Source organism: Egibacter rhizosphaerae, from assembly GCF_004322855.1.
Taxonomy (GTDB): Bacteria; Actinomycetota; Nitriliruptoria; order Euzebyales; family Egibacteraceae; genus Egibacter; species Egibacter rhizosphaerae.
Genome location: NZ_CP036402.1, coordinates 2,293,293 through 2,309,192, shown reverse-complemented (window position 1 = coordinate 2,309,192; position 15,900 = coordinate 2,293,293). Strand labels below are relative to the sequence as shown.

The 15,900-nt window shown below is 69.5% G+C and carries 16 protein-coding genes, 1 tRNA gene and 1 pseudogene; 9 read left to right on the top strand and 9 right to left on the bottom strand.

What is annotated here, in order from left to right; translation table 11 throughout:
* Positions 1 to 2 precede the first annotated feature (2 nt).
* The 6 genes from pknB to ER308_RS10705 are packed head-to-tail and all read right to left on the bottom strand — an operon-like array spanning position 3 to position 8,090.
* Positions 3 to 2,075, bottom strand: a complete 2,073-nt coding sequence (gene pknB, locus ER308_RS10730) for a Stk1 family PASTA domain-containing Ser/Thr kinase (protein ID WP_131154983.1) — start codon at positions 2,073 to 2,075, stop codon at positions 3 to 5.
* A 25-nt stretch (positions 2,076 to 2,100) separates the two neighbouring features.
* Positions 2,101 to 3,588 (bottom strand): peptidoglycan D,D-transpeptidase FtsI family protein, encoded by a 1,488-nt coding sequence (locus ER308_RS10725; protein ID WP_131154982.1) that lies wholly within the window; start codon positions 3,586 to 3,588, stop codon positions 2,101 to 2,103.
* On the bottom strand, positions 3,585 to 5,225 hold the full coding sequence (locus ER308_RS10720) for an FtsW/RodA/SpoVE family cell cycle protein (RefSeq protein WP_131154981.1): 1,641 nt from the start codon (positions 5,223 to 5,225) through the stop codon (positions 3,585 to 3,587). The genes ER308_RS10725 and ER308_RS10720 overlap by 4 nt, the downstream gene beginning before the upstream one ends.
* On the bottom strand, positions 5,222 to 6,685 hold the full coding sequence (locus ER308_RS10715) for a Stp1/IreP family PP2C-type Ser/Thr phosphatase (protein WP_131154980.1): 1,464 nt from the start codon (positions 6,683 to 6,685) through the stop codon (positions 5,222 to 5,224). The genes ER308_RS10720 and ER308_RS10715 overlap by 4 nt, the downstream gene beginning before the upstream one ends.
* Positions 6,686 to 6,699: 14 nt before the next feature.
* Positions 6,700 to 7,242 carry an FHA domain-containing protein FhaB/FipA gene (locus ER308_RS10710; RefSeq protein WP_131154979.1) on the bottom strand — a complete coding sequence of 181 codons (543 nt, stop codon included), beginning with the start codon at positions 7,240 to 7,242 and terminating at the stop codon, positions 6,700 to 6,702.
* Between the two features lie 53 nt (positions 7,243 to 7,295).
* Positions 7,296 to 8,090, bottom strand: coding sequence for an FhaA domain-containing protein (locus ER308_RS10705; RefSeq protein ID WP_131154978.1), 795 nt, complete (start codon positions 8,088 to 8,090; stop codon positions 7,296 to 7,298).
* Positions 8,091 to 8,261: 171 nt separating this feature from the next.
* Here ER308_RS10705 and ER308_RS10700 point away from each other — a divergent pair.
* Positions 8,262 to 8,348 (top strand) — tRNA-Leu (locus ER308_RS10700).
* Between the two features lie 370 nt (positions 8,349 to 8,718).
* Here ER308_RS10700 and ER308_RS23200 read toward each other — a convergent pair.
* Positions 8,719 to 8,793, bottom strand: a pseudogene (locus tag ER308_RS23200) (hypothetical protein); the annotation flags it as partial.
* A gap of 228 nt (positions 8,794 to 9,021) precedes the next feature.
* On the opposite strand from ER308_RS23200, the gene ER308_RS10690 reads away from it, so the two are divergent.
* From ER308_RS10690 to ER308_RS10655, 8 genes are all read left to right on the top strand, one after another.
* On the top strand, positions 9,022 to 9,567 hold the full coding sequence (locus ER308_RS10690; RefSeq protein WP_131154977.1) for an RNA polymerase sigma factor: 546 nt from the start codon (positions 9,022 to 9,024) through the stop codon (positions 9,565 to 9,567).
* Positions 9,560 to 10,195: a hypothetical protein gene (locus tag ER308_RS10685; RefSeq protein ID WP_131154976.1), complete on the top strand. Its 636-nt coding sequence runs from the start codon at positions 9,560 to 9,562 to the stop codon at positions 10,193 to 10,195. Before ER308_RS10690 ends, ER308_RS10685 begins: the two co-directional genes overlap by 8 nt.
* A 44-nt stretch (positions 10,196 to 10,239) precedes the next feature.
* On the top strand, positions 10,240 to 10,818 hold the full coding sequence (locus ER308_RS10680; protein ID WP_131156989.1) for a dienelactone hydrolase family protein: 579 nt from the start codon (positions 10,240 to 10,242) through the stop codon (positions 10,816 to 10,818).
* Positions 10,819 to 11,316: 498 nt separating this feature from the next.
* Complete coding sequence (locus ER308_RS10675) at positions 11,317 to 11,856, top strand: dihydrofolate reductase family protein (RefSeq protein ID WP_131154975.1); 540 nt, start codon at positions 11,317 to 11,319, stop codon at positions 11,854 to 11,856.
* A gap of 13 nt (positions 11,857 to 11,869) precedes the next feature.
* The gene (locus ER308_RS10670) at positions 11,870 to 12,283 is read left to right on the top strand and encodes a putative quinol monooxygenase (protein WP_131154974.1); all 414 of its coding nucleotides are present in this window, start codon (positions 11,870 to 11,872) and stop codon (positions 12,281 to 12,283) included.
* A gap of 783 nt (positions 12,284 to 13,066) precedes the next feature.
* On the top strand, positions 13,067 to 13,426 hold the full coding sequence (locus ER308_RS10665; RefSeq protein WP_131154973.1) for a hypothetical protein: 360 nt from the start codon (positions 13,067 to 13,069) through the stop codon (positions 13,424 to 13,426).
* 568 nt (positions 13,427 to 13,994) lie between these two features.
* Positions 13,995 to 14,192, top strand: coding sequence for a hypothetical protein (locus tag ER308_RS10660; protein ID WP_131154972.1), 198 nt, complete (start codon positions 13,995 to 13,997; stop codon positions 14,190 to 14,192).
* 64 nt (positions 14,193 to 14,256) lie between these two features.
* On the top strand, positions 14,257 to 14,859 hold the full coding sequence (locus ER308_RS10655) for a hypothetical protein (RefSeq protein WP_131154971.1): 603 nt from the start codon (positions 14,257 to 14,259) through the stop codon (positions 14,857 to 14,859).
* Between the two features lie 181 nt (positions 14,860 to 15,040).
* Here ER308_RS10655 and ER308_RS10650 read toward each other — a convergent pair whose 3' ends face one another.
* Both ER308_RS10650 and ER308_RS10645 read right to left on the bottom strand, forming a co-directional pair.
* Positions 15,041 to 15,418, bottom strand: coding sequence for a type II toxin-antitoxin system VapC family toxin (locus tag ER308_RS10650; RefSeq protein ID WP_165491990.1), 378 nt, complete (start codon positions 15,416 to 15,418; stop codon positions 15,041 to 15,043).
* A gap of 14 nt (positions 15,419 to 15,432) precedes the next feature.
* Complete coding sequence (locus tag ER308_RS10645) at positions 15,433 to 15,675, bottom strand: FitA-like ribbon-helix-helix domain-containing protein (protein ID WP_131154969.1); 243 nt, start codon at positions 15,673 to 15,675, stop codon at positions 15,433 to 15,435.
* Between the last annotated feature and the right edge of the window lie 225 nt (positions 15,676 to 15,900).

Here is a 15,900-nt window from a genome sequence, read left to right as displayed (position 1 = left end):
CGTTAGCCCTCCTCCTCGTCCTCCTCGTCGCCATCCCCGTTGTTCTCGTTGTCCCCGTCGTCCCCGTCGTCCCCGTCGTCCCCGTCGTCCCCGTCACCGTCGTCGGGATCCGTGCCAGGTTCGTCGTCCGGTTCGGTATCGTTGTTGTCGTCCGGTTCGGTGTCGTCCTCTTCCTCCTCGGCCCCGCGGGACACGACGATCGAGACCTCCGAGCCGATGTCGACCGAGTTGTTGGGACGCGGATCCTGCTCGATTACGCGACCCTCCGCGGTGTTGGCCGAGAACTCACGGCTGACGGCCACCTCGACGCACGGGTCGCGGTCGCAGGCGTCCTCGAGCCGCTCGATCGCCTGGGCCTCGGGCTGGTTCTCCACATCCGGGAGCTCGACGGTGTCCGGACCCTCGGAGACGACGATCTCGACGGTCGAGCCGGGCTCGGCCTCGGTGCCGCCGCTGGGGTTCTGGCGGATGACGTCGTCCTCGTCGACGAGGTTGTCGGGTTCGTACTCGACCTCGACCGTGAAGCACGGCTCGGGCTCGCAGGCCCCCTCGAGCATCTCGCGGGCCTCGTCCTCGGGGGTGTTGACGACCATCGGGACCGCGACGACATCGGGCCCCACCGCGACCCAGTAGTCGACCGGCTCCCCGAGCCGGTGCTCCTCGCCCGGCTCGGGACGGGCGTCGACGACCTCCCCCTCCTCGGCGTCCTCGACGTCGCGCTCGGTACGCTCGCCAACCGTGAACCCGGCGTCCTCGATCGCGTCGACCGCGACCTCCTCCTCGACCCCGATGATCTCGGGGACGGCCGCGGTCTCCGGCCCGGCGGAGATCACGAGGATGACCTCGGTGCCCTCGGCTACCTCGTCGAGCGGCGCGGGGTCGGTCTCGGCAACCGTCCCCTCCTCGTACTCCTCGCTGGTCATCCGGTCGGGCTCGCGGGAGACCTCGAAGCCGGCGTTCTCGAGGGTCTCCTCGGCGAACTCGGGATCCTCGCCGAGCACATCGGGCACGATGACGGTGTCCTCGCCGCCCGCGAGCAGGTTCGTGAGCAACACCGCCCCGAGCGCGAAGACCGCGAGGATCAGCAGGACGATCATCGCGGTCGCGAGACCACGGCGGGGCGGGGGGTCGTCGGGAGGGGGCTCCGCTTCGTACGTCGCCGGTGGGCCGGGAGGGAGCACGGTCGTGCCGCCGTCGTCCCACGCGCCGCCCTCCGGGATCGCGGCAACCGGGAGGCCCGCGGCAACGCGCTGCAGATCGCTGTGCAGGTCCCGCACCGTGGCGTAACGCTGGGCAGGGTCCTTCGCGAGCGCGGTCAGCAGCACCGTGTCGAGCGCCTCGGGCAGGTGGGGGGCCACCTCGGACGGCAACGGCGGGTCGGCGGTGACGTGCATGTAGGCGAGCGAGACGGCGCTGTCGCCCAGGAAGGGCTGTCGGCCCGTCAGCAACTCGTAGAGCACGCAGCCCATGGCGTAGACGTCGGTGCGGCGGTCGACGTGGCCGCCCTGGGCCTGCTCGGGCGCGATGTAGGCGGCAGTGCCGAAGACGCTGGCGGTCTGGGTGACGGTCTCGGCATTCACCGCGCGGGCGATGCCGAAGTCGGTCACCTTCACCTGCCCGTCCTCGGACACGAGGATGTTGCCGGGCTTCACGTCGCGATGGATGAGGCCGCGCTCGTGCGCGTAGTGGATGCCGAGGGCCGCGTCACCGCCGATCTGCAGGGCGCGCTCCAGCGACGGCTGCTCGTGGTTCAGCATGGCCGAGAGGCTCTCGCCCTCCACGAGTTCCATGACGATGAAAGGGCGGGAGTCGTGCTCCCCCGCGTCGTAGACGGCGACGACGTTCGGGTGGGAGAGGCTGGCGGCGGCCTGCGCCTCCCGTCGGAAACGTTCCAGGAACGAGGGGTCCTCGGCGTAGCGCGCGTGCAGGATCTTGACGGCGACCTCGCGGTCGAGCTGGGTGTCGAGCGCGCGCACGACGTCGGCCATCCCCCCGTGACCGAGCCGACCGCGCACCTCGTAGCGGCCACCCAACAAGCCGGTGCCGCCGCTATCCACCCGCGTCGTGTCGTCCATGTGCTCCTCGCTCGTGCCCGAGCGCCTAGGGCAGGGCCGCTTCCAGCACCGACCGGGCGACCGGGGCCGCGACCGTGCCACCGCTGGCGTCGGCACCGCCGTCGGTGATCACCACCGCGACCACCACGTCGGTGTCCTCCGAGGTGGCGAAGCCGGTGAACCACGCGATCGGGTCGCGGCCCTCCACCCCCTCGGCCGTGCCGGTCTTGCCGCCCACCTCGACCCCCTCGATCTGCGCGGAGGTGCCGGTGCCGTCCTCGACCGCTGCGACCATCATCGCGCGCAGGCCGCGCGCCGTCTGGGAGGAGATCGGGTGGGCGCTCCCGCCCACGAGACCGCCGACCCGCAGGGGCTCGGGGTCATGCGAGGCGACGACGCGGCCGGAGGCGTCCTCGACGTGGCGCACGAGACGGGGCTGCATGAGCTCCCCGTCGTTCGCCGCGGCCGACGAGATCAGCGCCATCTGCAAGGGGGTCATCCGAACGTCACGTTGGCCGATCGCGCTCTGCGCCGCGCCCGGCTCGTCCAGATCCTCGCGCGGGAACGCGCTCGGCGCGACCCCCGGCAGGTCGAAGTCGAGTTCGCCCGCGACGCCGAACGCCTCGGCCGTGTCGACCAGCGTGTCGCCGCCGAGATCGAGGCCCAGCTGTCCGAAGGTCGTGTTGCAGGACTGGGCGAAGGCGTCCTCGAGCGTGATCTGACTTCCGTCGGCGCAGGGACCGCCATCGAAGTTCGAGATCGTGGCCGTGGTCTGTGGCAGGGCCAGCTCGGTGGGATCGTCGAAGGTGCTCGAGAGGCTGTAGCCGTTCTCGAGCGCGGCGGCGGAGGTCACGAGCTTGAACGTGGAGCCCGGCGCGTAGGTCTCTCGCACCGCCCGGTTGAGCGCGGGGTTCGACTCGTCGGCCTCCAACTCCTCCCACGCGTTGGTGACTTCCTCGACGTCGTGGCTGGCGAGCGGGTTCGGGTCGTACCAGGGAGAGCTGGCGAGCGCGAGCACGGCCCCGGTATCGGGCTCCAGCGCGACGATGGCGCCGGTGTTCCCCTCGAGCCCGGCGATCGCCGCGTCCTGTACCGAGGGTTCGATCTCGAGGCGCAGCGTGTCACCAACCGGATCCTGTCCGGCGAGCAGGTCCGCGAGGTTGCGGGCGAACGCGTCCGCGCCGCGACCGGACAGCTCGTCCGTATAGGCGCTCTCGAGCTCGGAGCGCCCGTAGATGAACGAGTGGTACCCGGTGATGTGCGCGTAGGCCGCGCCCTCGGGATACCGGCGCAGGTACCGCAGCCTGCCGCCCTCGCTCTCCTCGCTGCGGGCGACCGAGATCGCCTCTTCGCCGTCGCCGGCGATCATGAGTCCGCGAGGCTCCGCGTACTCGCGGATGAGGCCGCGCGTGTTCTCCGGGTCCTCCCGCAGGGAGCTGCCCTGGACGACCGCCAGGACGTTGAGGTTCACGAAGACGGCCGCGAACAGCACCATGAACACGATCGCGACCCGGCGGATCTGGGTGGCCATCATCGCCGGCCCCCACCCCGATCGGGCGGGCCCCAATCCTCTTCGTCGTCCTCGCTGCCGGGCTCTTCCCCGTCATCGGCCTCCGCATGGGAGGCCCCGGGCGGGGACCCCGTGTCCGCCGGGCTCCCGCTGGCCTCGGGGTCGGGCAGGTCGACGGGGTCCATGGCGCCGGTCGGCTGGTCGACGCCGGTTCCGCCCGGCTGCTCGCCAGCCCCAGCCGCCTCGGGCTCACGCGTCGGAGTGCCCGCCGGTGCGGCCTCCGCGGCAGACGCGGCCGCTGGGACGTGGGCGGTCTGGGCGTCCTCGGGGAACTCGTCGTCGGTGCGTTCGCGGGTGCGGCGCGGGGTGATGGGCGCGCTCACCCGCACGAGGAGCGCGATCAGCACCCAGTTGGCCAACAGCGACGAGCCGCCGTACGAGACGAACGGCAACGTGATCCCGGTGAGGGGAATGAGACGGGTCACCCCAGCGACGATGATGAACACCTGCAGCGCGAAGATCGTGGTGAGGCCGAGGGCGAGCAGCGTGCCGAACTCGTCGCGGGCGCCCAGCGCGATCCGGAAGCCGCGGCCGGCGAGCAGCACGAAGCACAACAGGACCGCGGTCGCGCCGAGCAGGCCCATCTCCTCGCCGATCGCGGCGAACACGAAGTCCGTGCGCACCGCCGGGATGAAGTCCGGCTGCCCCTGGCCGAGGCCCACGCCGAAGATCCCGCCGGTCCCGAAGGCGAACAGGGACTCGAGCAGCTGCCCCGCACCGAACTCGTCGCCGCGCGGGTCGAACCAGATCGCGACGCGCGACGACACGTGGGCGAACTGGGTATAGGCGAACCAACCGCCGAGGGCCGCCAAGAGCAGGCTCGCGATCGGGTAGATCGCACGCCCGGTCGCGACGTAGATCATCACGATGAAGACGCCGAACAGCAGCAGCGACGGGCCGAGGTCGTTCTGCAAGCCCTGTACCGCCATGCCCAGCGCCCACAGGATCAGCAGCGGGGCGAACGCGCGTGGCGGAGGGGACATGAGCGGGCCGAGGCGGCTCGTGGCGAACGACAAGAGGTCGCGCTTCTCGGCGAGGTAGCTCGCGAAGAAGACGACGAAGCCGAGTTTGGCGACCTCGACCGGCTGGATCGTCATGCCGCCGATCTGCAGCCAGATCCGCGCGCCGCTGATCTCCTGCCCGAGCCCCGGCAGCAGTGGGGTGAGCAGCAGGACCACCGCGCCGAGCCCGATCACGTAGCGGTAGCCGTCGAGGGTCCCGTAGTCGCGCAGCACGACGAGCGTCCCCGCGAACGCCAGCACCGCAACCGTCGTCCACACGCCCTGGGTCGGCGCGAGCTGCGCAGCGTCGGCGTCCTGGGCGAGCTCGGCGAGGTCGATGCGTCGCATCATGACCAGCCCGAGCCCGTTCAGCAGAAGCGTGACGGGGATCAGGACCGGGTCGGAACCGGGGGCGAGGCGGCGCTTCAGCAGGTGGACCCCCGCCGCGAGGACCGGCAGGGGCGCGAGGTAGAGGAAGCGCCCGGGCGGGAGGTCGGGGTCCACGACGAGCTCGACGAGCACCGCCGCGAGCGCGGTCACGAGCAGCGCGATGAGCAGCAGCCCCAGCTCGGTGTTCGCGCGGCGACCCGCGGGGGTCATGGTTGCTCGATGCGGCTCGGTCTCGCCGTCGCGTCGAGCGACGAGGTGCCGAACACCACGTGCCGGGTGTCGGCGTTCGCGTCGTCGCCCTCCTGGGTGTCGTCCGCACCGTCGTCGGCGTCGTCCCCGGCCTCGTCATCGCCGTCGTCCCCGTCGACGCGCTCGGTCTCGAGATTGGCGAGGATGTCGCGCGCGTCGGCGAGGTCGCGGGCGTGCAGTCCTGCCTCCACCTCGCGCTGGCGCCAGGCCGGCAACGCGTCCATGGGCACCCGCTCGCTGTCCTCGTCCTCGACGACCCGGAACAACGGCTGCCCGGCGATCTCGGTGTCGACCCCTTGGAAGATCGCCACCTCGCCCTCGTGGTCGCTGACGAAGTAGGAGGTGCCGATGAACAGCCACGCGCCTCCGCCGATGACGGCCGCGAGGACGATGATGCCGAGGATCCACGCGCCCACGACACCGACCCGTCCGCGGCGCCCGGAGCGGGCCTTGCGGGAATCGATGTCGCCGGTAGCGCGCTGCCCGCGGCCCTGGGGCGCGCCGAGCCGGCCCATGGACGAGGCCCAGTCGCTGCCGGACTCGGTGCGCGTCGAGATCTGGCGCACCGGCATCCGCGCGGTGTCCGTGCTGGCGTCGACCCCGTGGGTCGCGAGAGCGGTCCCGGTGTCGGTCGCGTCGGGATCGCTCGTGTCGCCCACGGCACTCGCGGCCACCGGTGCGGCCGACCCGTCCGGCGTCCCGTGGGCCCGCAGCAGCACCACGGTGATGTTGTCGGGCCCCCCGGCCTCGTTGGCGCGCTGGATGAGGGTGGCGACCGCCTCCCGCGCGTCGCTGAGGCCCTCGAGGGCGCCGGCGATCTCGGCATCGTGCACCGGACCGGTCAGTCCGTCGGAGCACAGCAGGATCTGGTCGCCGTCCTCGAGGTGCAGCGGCGGGAGCGTGTCGACGATGACCTCGACCTCGTTGCCGATCGCGCGGGTGATCACGTTGCGCTGGGGATGGGTCTCGGCCTCCTCGCGGGTCAGGCGCCCCTCGCGGATGAGCCGCTCGACCAGGGTGTGGTCGGTGGTGAGCTGGGTGATGGGCTCCTGACCGCGGAGGAGGTAGGCGCGGCTGTCGCCGACGTGCGCGACGTGCAACCGGTCCTCCCGCCACAGCGCGGCGGTCAGCGTCGTGCCCATACCCCGGTAGCTGGGCTCGGCCTCGGCCTTCTCGACGACCTGCCGATTGGCCTCCTGCAGGGCCTCGGCGAGTGCCTCCTCCGCCTCGTCGTCGCTGGCGAACTCTCGCTGGTCGAGCGCGGCGATCGGCTCGAGAGCGGTCTGGGCCGCGACCTCGCCGGCGACGTGGCCACCCATCCCGTCGGCGACCGCGAACACCGTGCGGCCGACGAAATAGTCGTCCTCGTTGCCTGCCCGGACCTGGCCGATGTCGGACTGGCCGTGCGCTTCGATCTGCATCCTCCGCCTCACTATCACTTGCGCACTTCGACGACCGTGCGGCCGATGCCGAGCTGGTCCCCGGCATAGATCGGCGTCGGCTGGGCGATCTTCTGACGGTTCACGAACGTACCGTTCGTCGAGCCGAGATCCTGCAGGACCCACGCCTGCCCGTCGTGGGCCAGACGGGCGTGTCGGTCGCTCGCGTAGGAGTCGACGATCCGGACGGTCGCGTGCTCGCCCCGCCCGAACGTCAGCTCGCGGCCGTTCAGCGGAACGACGGCGGGTGCGGCGTCGGGGCGGTGGACGACGAGCTCGCGCGGGGGTGTTCCCGACGCCTGCCGGCCTCGGGGCGCGGGTTGGCCACCGGAGGCGGTCTGACCGGCCGGGGCGCGCCGCCCCGACGGCGCCGCGGCCGGGCGGGCCGAGCTCTGTTGCGCCCCTCCCGTCGCCTGGCGCGCCTGCTGCCGGGTTGCCTGGTTGACATCGCGCAGGATGGCGCGCATCGCTCGCCAAACGAACAGGTAGAAGAAGAGCAGGAAGACGCCCTGCAGGAGGGTGAGCACGACCTGCGGCATGAGCTAGTTTCCCCCCGTGGGCGAGAACGGCATACGAGACCCGGCGCGGGCGGTCATCGCGCGGAGCCTCCGCCCGCCGCAGCCCGGAAGCGAAGGCGCACGCTGCCGAGCTTGACCTCGTCGCCGTCCTGGAGCGGACCGTCGCCGATCCGCTGGCCGTTGACGCTGAGGCCGTTCGTGGAGCCGAGATCCTGGATGCGCCAGCTCGCCCCGTCGTGGTCGATCCGTGCGTGGCGGCGGCTCACGCTGGGATCCTCGATGGTGACATCGCACTCGGCGAGGCGACCGATGACCGAACCCCCGGCGATCGTCCGCGTCTCGGGTGGGTGGTCGGGTCGTGAGATCTCGAGGGTGGCCTGCTGACTGTCGCCGAGCATGACCGTGGCCGCAGCTGCGCTGCTGCCCGGGGCCGCGGACGCGGAGGGCGCAGGGGAGGGTGGCTGGGACCGTGGAGGGGGGGCGGATGCCTGCTGGCGCCGGGGAGCCTCCACACGTCCGCGCAGCTCGTAGGTGCCGACCCGGATCGCCTCGTCGGGCACGAGCTCCACCCGCGGAGGGCCCTTGAGCTGCCATCCACGCTCACGGGCGGTGCGCTGCACCACGCCAGCGAGCTCGTGCTTCAGGGTGTCGCCGTAGCCGCTGAAGCGCTCGAGGTCGGTCGGGGCGAGCTGGACGCGGTACGCGTTGGGCACGAAGACGCCGTCGACGCCCACCTGCCGGTGGTTGCTCGCGTACCGCTGCACCGCCTTCGCGAGCTCGACAGGCTGCAGGCCGGACCGGAAGGCGCGCGCGAAGAAGCCTTCGACGGCGCCCTCGAGTCGCTGCTCGAAGTCGCGCAAGATGCCCATGCCGTACGGGGGTCCTCTCACGGAGACGTTGTGCACCGAGTTTAATGGGGTTGCAGGGGGCTGGTGCGAGCCTTGTCGTTGTCCCCAGGGGTACGGACGGCCGCCGTCCACGGCGTCGGTGTGGGCCTGTTGCTAGAATCTCCGCTTGCTGACCTCGCTGTCAGCGCCCTCGGGCGAGTGGCGGAATTGGTAGACGCGCAGGCTTCAGGTGTCTGTGGGCTTCGGCCCGTGGGGGTTCAAGTCCCCCCTCGCCCACCAACCAGTCCATATTCAAACCCTGGCCAGACGAGACAGGGTCCGTTCCGGCGGTGACTCCGAGTAAGGGTTGCGGCCGGTCTGCGTTCTGGGGGTCGGGCTCCTGTTCGGAGAGCTCGAGGGCACGGCGGCGAACGTTGGGCTCGAAGTAGATGTCCCAGGGACCGGCCAGCTCGGATGTAACGGTGTACTCGTCGTCGATCTCGATGCGCGTGAAGAAGGCCTGGTTGTACTGCCGGCGCACGCTCTCCGAGCCCTCGATGTAGGCGGTCTGGATGTCGGGGAGCATCGCCAGGGTGCGGTCAAGGTTGGCCTCAATCTGCTCGGCTCGGCCTTCGGTGCTGCGGAGCGTTCGCTCCGCCTGGTTGATCCAGCGGTGCAGCGTGGTCTCGGAGATCCCGACGTCCTCGGCGATCCGCCGTTTGGGCACCTCGCCCTTGAGCGCCATGGCCACCACGTCAGCCTTGAACTCCAGTGGGTAGTGCTTGGTCGTGTCGACATCCTTCCGTGAGCGCAGTCTCGCTCACATCACGGATGTCAACCGAACCGGGGGCAGCCCCCGGGGAAGGCGACCCCGTGCTGGAGGACGCGAGCGTCTCGTAATCGTGGCGGGTGACACACTCGGAAGGGTTCATGCGTGTATGTGGGGAGCAGGCGAGACGGCGAGCGGGACGGCATGGACGAGACAGGACGAGACGAGGCGGAGGGGTTCTGCTCCGCGCAGTTCCCGAGGCTCGTTGGTGGCCTGTCGCTGCATCTGGGTGACCGGCGGCTCGCCGAAGAGGTGGCCCAGGAGGCGCTGCTGCGCGCGTTCGCCCGGTGGGAGCACGTCCGCGGGCTGGACAATCCCGCGGGGTGGACATGGCGGGTGGCGTTGAACCTGGCCAACAGCACGTTCCGGCGGCGCGCCGCCGAGCGGCGCGCCAGCCAGCGTCTTGCTGGTGGCCCCCCGTCAGGCGAAAGCAGCGCCACGGACGGCAGCACCCGGATCGCGATTCGACACGCGGTCGCCAGGCTCCCCAAGCGCCAGCGAACGGTCATTGTTCTGCGGTTCTATCTCGACTTGCCCGTGGCCGAGGCCGCGACGCACATGGGGGTGTCCGAGAACGCCGTGCGGTCGCTCACCAAGCGGGCGGTTGCGGCGTTGCGCGTGTCGTTCGGCGACGACGTGCCCACCGACGGTCCGGGTGTCCCTGTCGATACGGAGGCCTGTGATGCCTGACGATCCGCGCCGATGGTTGCACGACGCCGCAGCCGAGCCGACCGGCCCCGCGGCTTTCGACTTGCTGTGGGCCTCGGGGCGTCGCCGTCGCCGCCGGCGACAGGCCGCTCTTGGTGGCTCAGTCACGGCGCTGGTGGCCGCGGTGGTGGCCGTCGTGCCGATGGTCGCCGGCCCATGGGTCGGCGACGACGCGACCGTCCGGCTCGCCGGGGGCTCGTCGGGCGAGGGCTGCCCGGTGACCGAGCTCGAGGAAGCCCGGTTCTCCCCGCCCGATCCCTACCCTGCCGAGCCGCCCGTCGACGACGGGATGTGGTACGGCACCGCCGAGTTGTGGACCGTGCTGGTCGATGACGCCAGCGGCGGGCTCAAGAGCGTGTGGTGGAGCGCGGACTTCGAGGGCGGCGCCGACGAGCCCGAACCCGACATCGAGGTGGCCTACGAGCGCCTCGATGCCCCCGGCGCCGACCCAGTGGTGCTCGGACCTCCGGGCACGAACGCGTACGAGTACAGACGCGGCTGGTTCATGATCGCCGGGATGACCCCCACTGACCCGGGCTGCTGGCGTGTCACCGCGACCTACCGCGACGCGGAGCTCACCTACGTCTACGCCATCGACGACGAGGAGTGAGGATCGAGACGCCGCCGGGCGCACCCCCGAAGAAGGGACTGCATATGGCCGAGATCGCGCTGTTCCACCATGCCCACGGACGCACGTCGGGAGTCCTCGCGTTCGCCGACGAGCTCAGGCAGGCCGGGCATTCCGTCCACGTGCCCGATCTCTTCGAGGGGCAGACGTTCGAGCGACTGGAGGACGGCGTCGGCTACGCCGAGCAGGTCGGTTTCGGCACCATCGTCGACCGCGGCGTGCTCGCCGCCGAGGGCTTGCCGCCCGCGCTCGTCTATGTCGGCTGGTCTCTCGGGGTGCTGCCCGCTCAGAAGCTCGCTCAGACCCGAGCAGGCGCCACCGGGGCCGTGCTGCTGGAAGCCTGCGTGCCTGCCCACGAGTTCGGCAGCCCATGGCCGCCAGGGGTGCCGTTGCAGGTGCACGGCATGGACGCTGACGAGCTGTTCGCCGACGAGGGCGATGTTGACGCCGCCCGCGAACTCGTGACGAGGGTGGAGGACGCCGAACTGTTTCTGTACGCCGGAAACCGTCACCTGTTCGCCGACAACGGGCTGTCGTCCTACGACCAAGCCGCAGCCCAACTGCTTCTCGACCGTGTCCTCAGCTTCCTGGACGCCGAGGCCTGACCACTGAGCGGCGCCACACAAGAGGTTTGAGGCGTACGCCAATAGATGAGGTGAGACGATCGTGCCAGCGGTTGTCGGCGCTCTGTCGGGGGGCATGGCGGGGTAGGACATTAACAAGGCAGTCAGGTCTGGGTGCGGCGTGTGGCGGCCGCGGCGGCGCTGGTAGAGAGGACGGTGGAAGGCCGCGGGCAGGGGGAAGTAGCGGATATTGCGGTGGTGTGTTCAGCCGGGTGGCGCCCAGCGAGGGCCCAGTCGATGAAGGGCCTCATGCACCACTCGGAGTATGACCCCGCGAACCTAGGACCTCATGGCCGCGCAGACGAATGCCTCGAGCGGCGAATCCATCCGCACATAGCCTTCGGAACCCGCCGGGTAGGTGGGCCTGCCAGACCTGGGCAGGTTCGCCTCCCGGTCACCGGATGGCACCGATGAACTCCGCGGTGTAGGACCGTCTATCCAGCGGACCGCTCCTCTCACGTAACCGGGAAAGGATGTCTGATGCGTAGGCTCTTGTTCCAAATGCTGGTGACCGCCGACGGATCGATGGCGGGTCCCGGAGGCAAGCTGGATTGGCACATCGTCGATTGGGACTTCAGCGCCTACGTCGACCGGATGCTGCGCTCGATCGACGCGATCCTGCTCGGCCGGCGCACCTACGAGGGGCTCGCTGGATACTGGCCCGACGCCCGCGAGCCCGAAGCGGCGCTCATGAACGCCCTCCCAAAGTTCGTCTTCTCATCCACGCTGCGACAGGCCGCCTGGTCCAATAGCCGCATCGTCACCGAGGATCCCGTGGGCGAGGTGCGCCGCCTGAAGGCCATGGAAGGATCCGACCTCGCGTTGTTCGCCAGCTCCACACTCGCTGCGACGCTGGCCGATGCCGGCCTCGTCGACGAGTACCGCATCATCGTCAACCCCGTCCTGCTCGGTAAAGGGAGGCCCGTCCTGCCCAGACTCGCCAAGCGCATCCCGCTGCGACTCGCGCGGACCGACGTGTTCGCCTCCGGGACCATCTGCTTGTGCTACCAACCTGCCTGATGGAGGATCGAGCGTGCTCATCGTCGCTGGATGCTTGCGAGTCCAAGCCGCCGGCCGCGAGGACTACATCGCCGGCTGCAGGGAGGTCGTGAAGGCGGCGCTACGCGCCGAGGGTTGCCTTGACTTCGCCCTGACCGCCGACCCGATGTCGTCGGACCGCATCTACGTCTACGAGCGGTGGACATCACGCGAAGCCCTACAGCGGTTCCGCGGCTCCGGCCCCGACCCCGCTCAAGCCAGCAAGATCCCCGAAGCGGATGTGCAGCATTGCCACGCCCCCTTCCGTGGCCGACTCAGTAGCCCGATGGAACCACGAGCCTGTGACAAGCATACGGCTCAGGGCCCCGAGATTGGCCAAGCGCCGCCATTCCGGTGGTTCTGGTGCGCGGTTCGAACGATCCACGCCAGCCACACGGTTACGGACTGAATGGCGCCGCCACCGCTTCGGCGGAGGGGCTCGCAACGGTGACTTCCGTGCACGGCGAGGCAGCGGCTTCGCCCAGCCACGCTCTCGCGCCTGTGATCGGCGCTCCGACGTAAGGCGCTCGTTGCTCACCTCGTCGGTCACAGGGCCTGTCGATTGCCGGCGGTAGCGACGGAGTGGCCTACGCTACGGTCGGCCTGGCTTGCCGAGCGGATTCGGGATCCCGTCGTCGTTCCATCCGAGGCTTGAGAGCTGTCCCCTCAGGCCCACTGCTCCGGTAGGGGCTTGTTCCGTTCTCGAGCCGAGCGCCCCTCATGGTCACCGGCGCGGCTGCATGGCACAGCTCGTAGCTCTCTGCAGTGGCAGGCGCGGTCCGAGCTGCTGGCCCTCCGACGTGCCGATTGCCACCGTGTAACAGGGGGGCAAGAGCCGCTCGCGCCCGTGGAGACGCACGAACTAATCGAAAGGCAGCGTCACCGACGTCTTGAAGTTGGTGCAGCCAGACAGTGTGCAGTACGTCGTGACCTCGACGACCTATTGGGGGCTGCGGATCTATGAGGAGTCGACGCCCGTCGCCTGGCCGGACGGCGAAGAGTGTGCATACGGACACGAGCAAACACCGGAAGCATTCATTCGCCACACCCTTCTTCCCATTGGTCTCAGGAGTCATGTTTCCCGCGTACATGTCGCGATGGTGGCGGTGATCGCGGCTCGGGAGGTCAGGGAGGCCCTGGAAAGCAGGGTGCCGCAGACGTTGGCGACAGCCTTGCCCAGGTTGCCGAGGGGTTGAGCATCCCGGCAGAGGCCATCGAAGACTATTTCGCTGAGAATGAGTACGGAGAGCTTATCTTCACCAACGACCCCGAGAAGTTTGGCAACAACAACGCTGACCGTGTCCGGGCGCTGGCCATCACGCTCGTCTTCGCACGCAAGGTGGGTGGATATGACCGAGACGGGACGACGTACGACACCTTGAAGGCTGAGTGCGAACGGTTGGGAATCTACGACGCCAAGAACTTCTCGACGCAACTCAACGGCATTTCTAAGTGGGTCATCCCGAGCGGTAGCGGGGTGAGTCGGACCTTCAAGACTAAGCCGTCGACGAAGGATGAAGCACGAAAGCGGATGGGCGTACTGCATGAGTGAGCCGTTCGCGCTTCGGCTGCAGATGCTCCCATCAGCCCGGAAGAAGGTGCTGGTTGCGTCCGTCTTGGTCTCTGCTCGAAACGAAGGGGCCTTTGCTGTCCAGCAGGTTGAGCAGTTGTTCGGAGACCTCTCGGTCCCCGCTCCAGGGATTCGGCAGGCACTCGGTCGCCTAAAACCTTCGGGCTCGGATGGCGGCGGACTCTGCCGTGGTTCGGGCAGTTCCGCCCGTGGCGAGACCCCACGGTTCTGGAACGCTATCGACCGCAGCGCGACGGAGATCGTCCGGCGGCAGGTCAGGTAGGATCTCGCGTGGCGAGGGACCTACGAGCGAGTCGGCAGCTCGACGCGCCACCTCGATGAGCAGCGCGAGGTCGGAGGATGCCTCGACTTGGCCCACACGCCCGCAACCGCCGCGTCGCCTCGGACGGCCACGGTTCGCTGCGGCATGGTCACGAGCTCCTCGAGCCAGCAGCGTAGCTGCCCGTGTGGGGGCTACAGTCCAAGGGGATGTCTCACCCGGCTGCCACAATCTCGTACGCTGACGACAACCGCTGCCAGGGGGATTCCGATGTCACCACGTGTCCTGCAGCCGAGCCGCGCGGAGCTTGAGGCTCGGCGCGCGCGCCTTCTTGCTCGCCTCGCGATGAGCCGGGACGAACTCGACCGTGCAGCGGACTCGGGAGCACTGACCGGCGAGCAGTACTGGCTGCTGGAGGACATCCGCTCGATTGAGTTCCTCCTCGGCACAGACGATGACGGAGGCTGATCCGGCACTCATCGAGACCGCCAGCGAGTTCGCGGCCGAGGTCAGCGACCTGCTGGACCGGACGGTGGTCGATGAACCGCCTATCGGCGCCCAGGTGGCGGACGACCGTGTTGTAGTGGGTGCGTTCGACGATGATGGCAACACGGTCGACATGCCGCTGGCGATCCAGGGCGAGCACCGACTCGACCTGCGCGCCTCGTTCCGGTGCACGTTCGACTTCACCGGATCATTCCTGGCGATCGACCAGTCCGAGTTCGCGTTGATCGTGCCCACGGTCCGGCACCCGGTGGTTCGATTCGACTACGTCCGCGAACGTGCATGGGCATCAGCGCATGTGCAGCTCCACGCAGAGTCCTCGGCAGTCGGCTTCCTTCGCGCCCACGCGGGCAAGGCCTCCGAGACCTGGCGGCTCCACCTCCCCGTCGGTGGCCGGCGATTCCGGCCGTCGCTCGAGGACGTCATCGAGTTCGCGATTGCTGAGTTCAACGTCGACAGGAAGCACGGCTACGCCCACCGCATCGAAGAGGGACGAAAACGGTGGCGGCGGCTCCAAGTCAAGGCTGCCATCCGCGACGTCATCAGGGACGACCCCAGAACGGGACCGGGTGAACTCAATGAGGCCATTGAGCTCGCCGCCCAGTCTGTCGAGGGCGGCACCGGCGAGTAGCGCGCGCCGGGTGATCGGGTATGTCACCGCCGGGTCCCTCTGGTCTCCGGGTTGGGTTCGGGGTGCCGTCGTCGTTCCATCGAAGGTTCGAGAGCTGTCCCCTCAGGCCCACTGCTCCGATAGCGGGTGGCCCATACTCACACCGTCGGTGAGGCGATCGACCACTCCCGGCCGCTGACGTTCATGGCAGATGTTCGACGTCAACCGGTGAGCTGCGTGCGAGCTTGTGGTCGAGGGTGAGTAGGGTGGCGCCGAGCAACTCAGCGCACGCGACGTAGATGGCGTCGCGTGCGGCGACGTTGTCCCGTAGGGCCCACGCGCGCTCCAGCAGTGGCGTGATCGGATACCGCTCGACCGGAAACCGCCCAAGCTCTACCAGGGCTCGGTCCACGCTCGCGGCCGCTGCCGCACCGCCCCCTACCAATCGCGCGAGCGCCGAGAGCACCTCGGCGTCGAGATGGGCGGGTGTGGCCAAGGCAGCGCTGCGCATCGCGCCGGCTACGGCATCGCCGAGCTCGCTGCGGCGCAGCACCTCGACGACGGCCGAGGCGTCGACCACCAGCAGACGAGAACTCACGCCACATCGCTGTCGCGTCGGCCCTCCTCGACGAGCGTGACACTGTCCGGCCCTTCGGCCGGCAGGGGCGGGTCCCTACGGACCTCGTCGAGCCAGTCCTCGACCGTTGGCAGACCGGTGTGCCGGCGCAGAACCTCGACCACGTAGGCCCGCAGGCTCACCCCCGCGGCATCAGCCCGGCGCACGAGCTCTTGATGCGTGGGCTCGTCGAGGTCGCGGATGTGCATGCTGATCGTCATGACGGCTACGGTAGCAGATCGCTACCATGCAGCCACGGAAGCGTGCGCCCGCTTGATTCCGTGGTCGCGTCCCCCATCGCTCGTGGAAGACGACTTCGTTGACGGGGCGACGGGTGGCGGGCGAGAGATCCGTCCCGGTGAAACGGGCCACCGGGATCAGTCCAGCCTGTGACACTCGCGGTGTCCGACGACGTGGACTCGTTGTCGGTCGGCTCGGTGTACTGC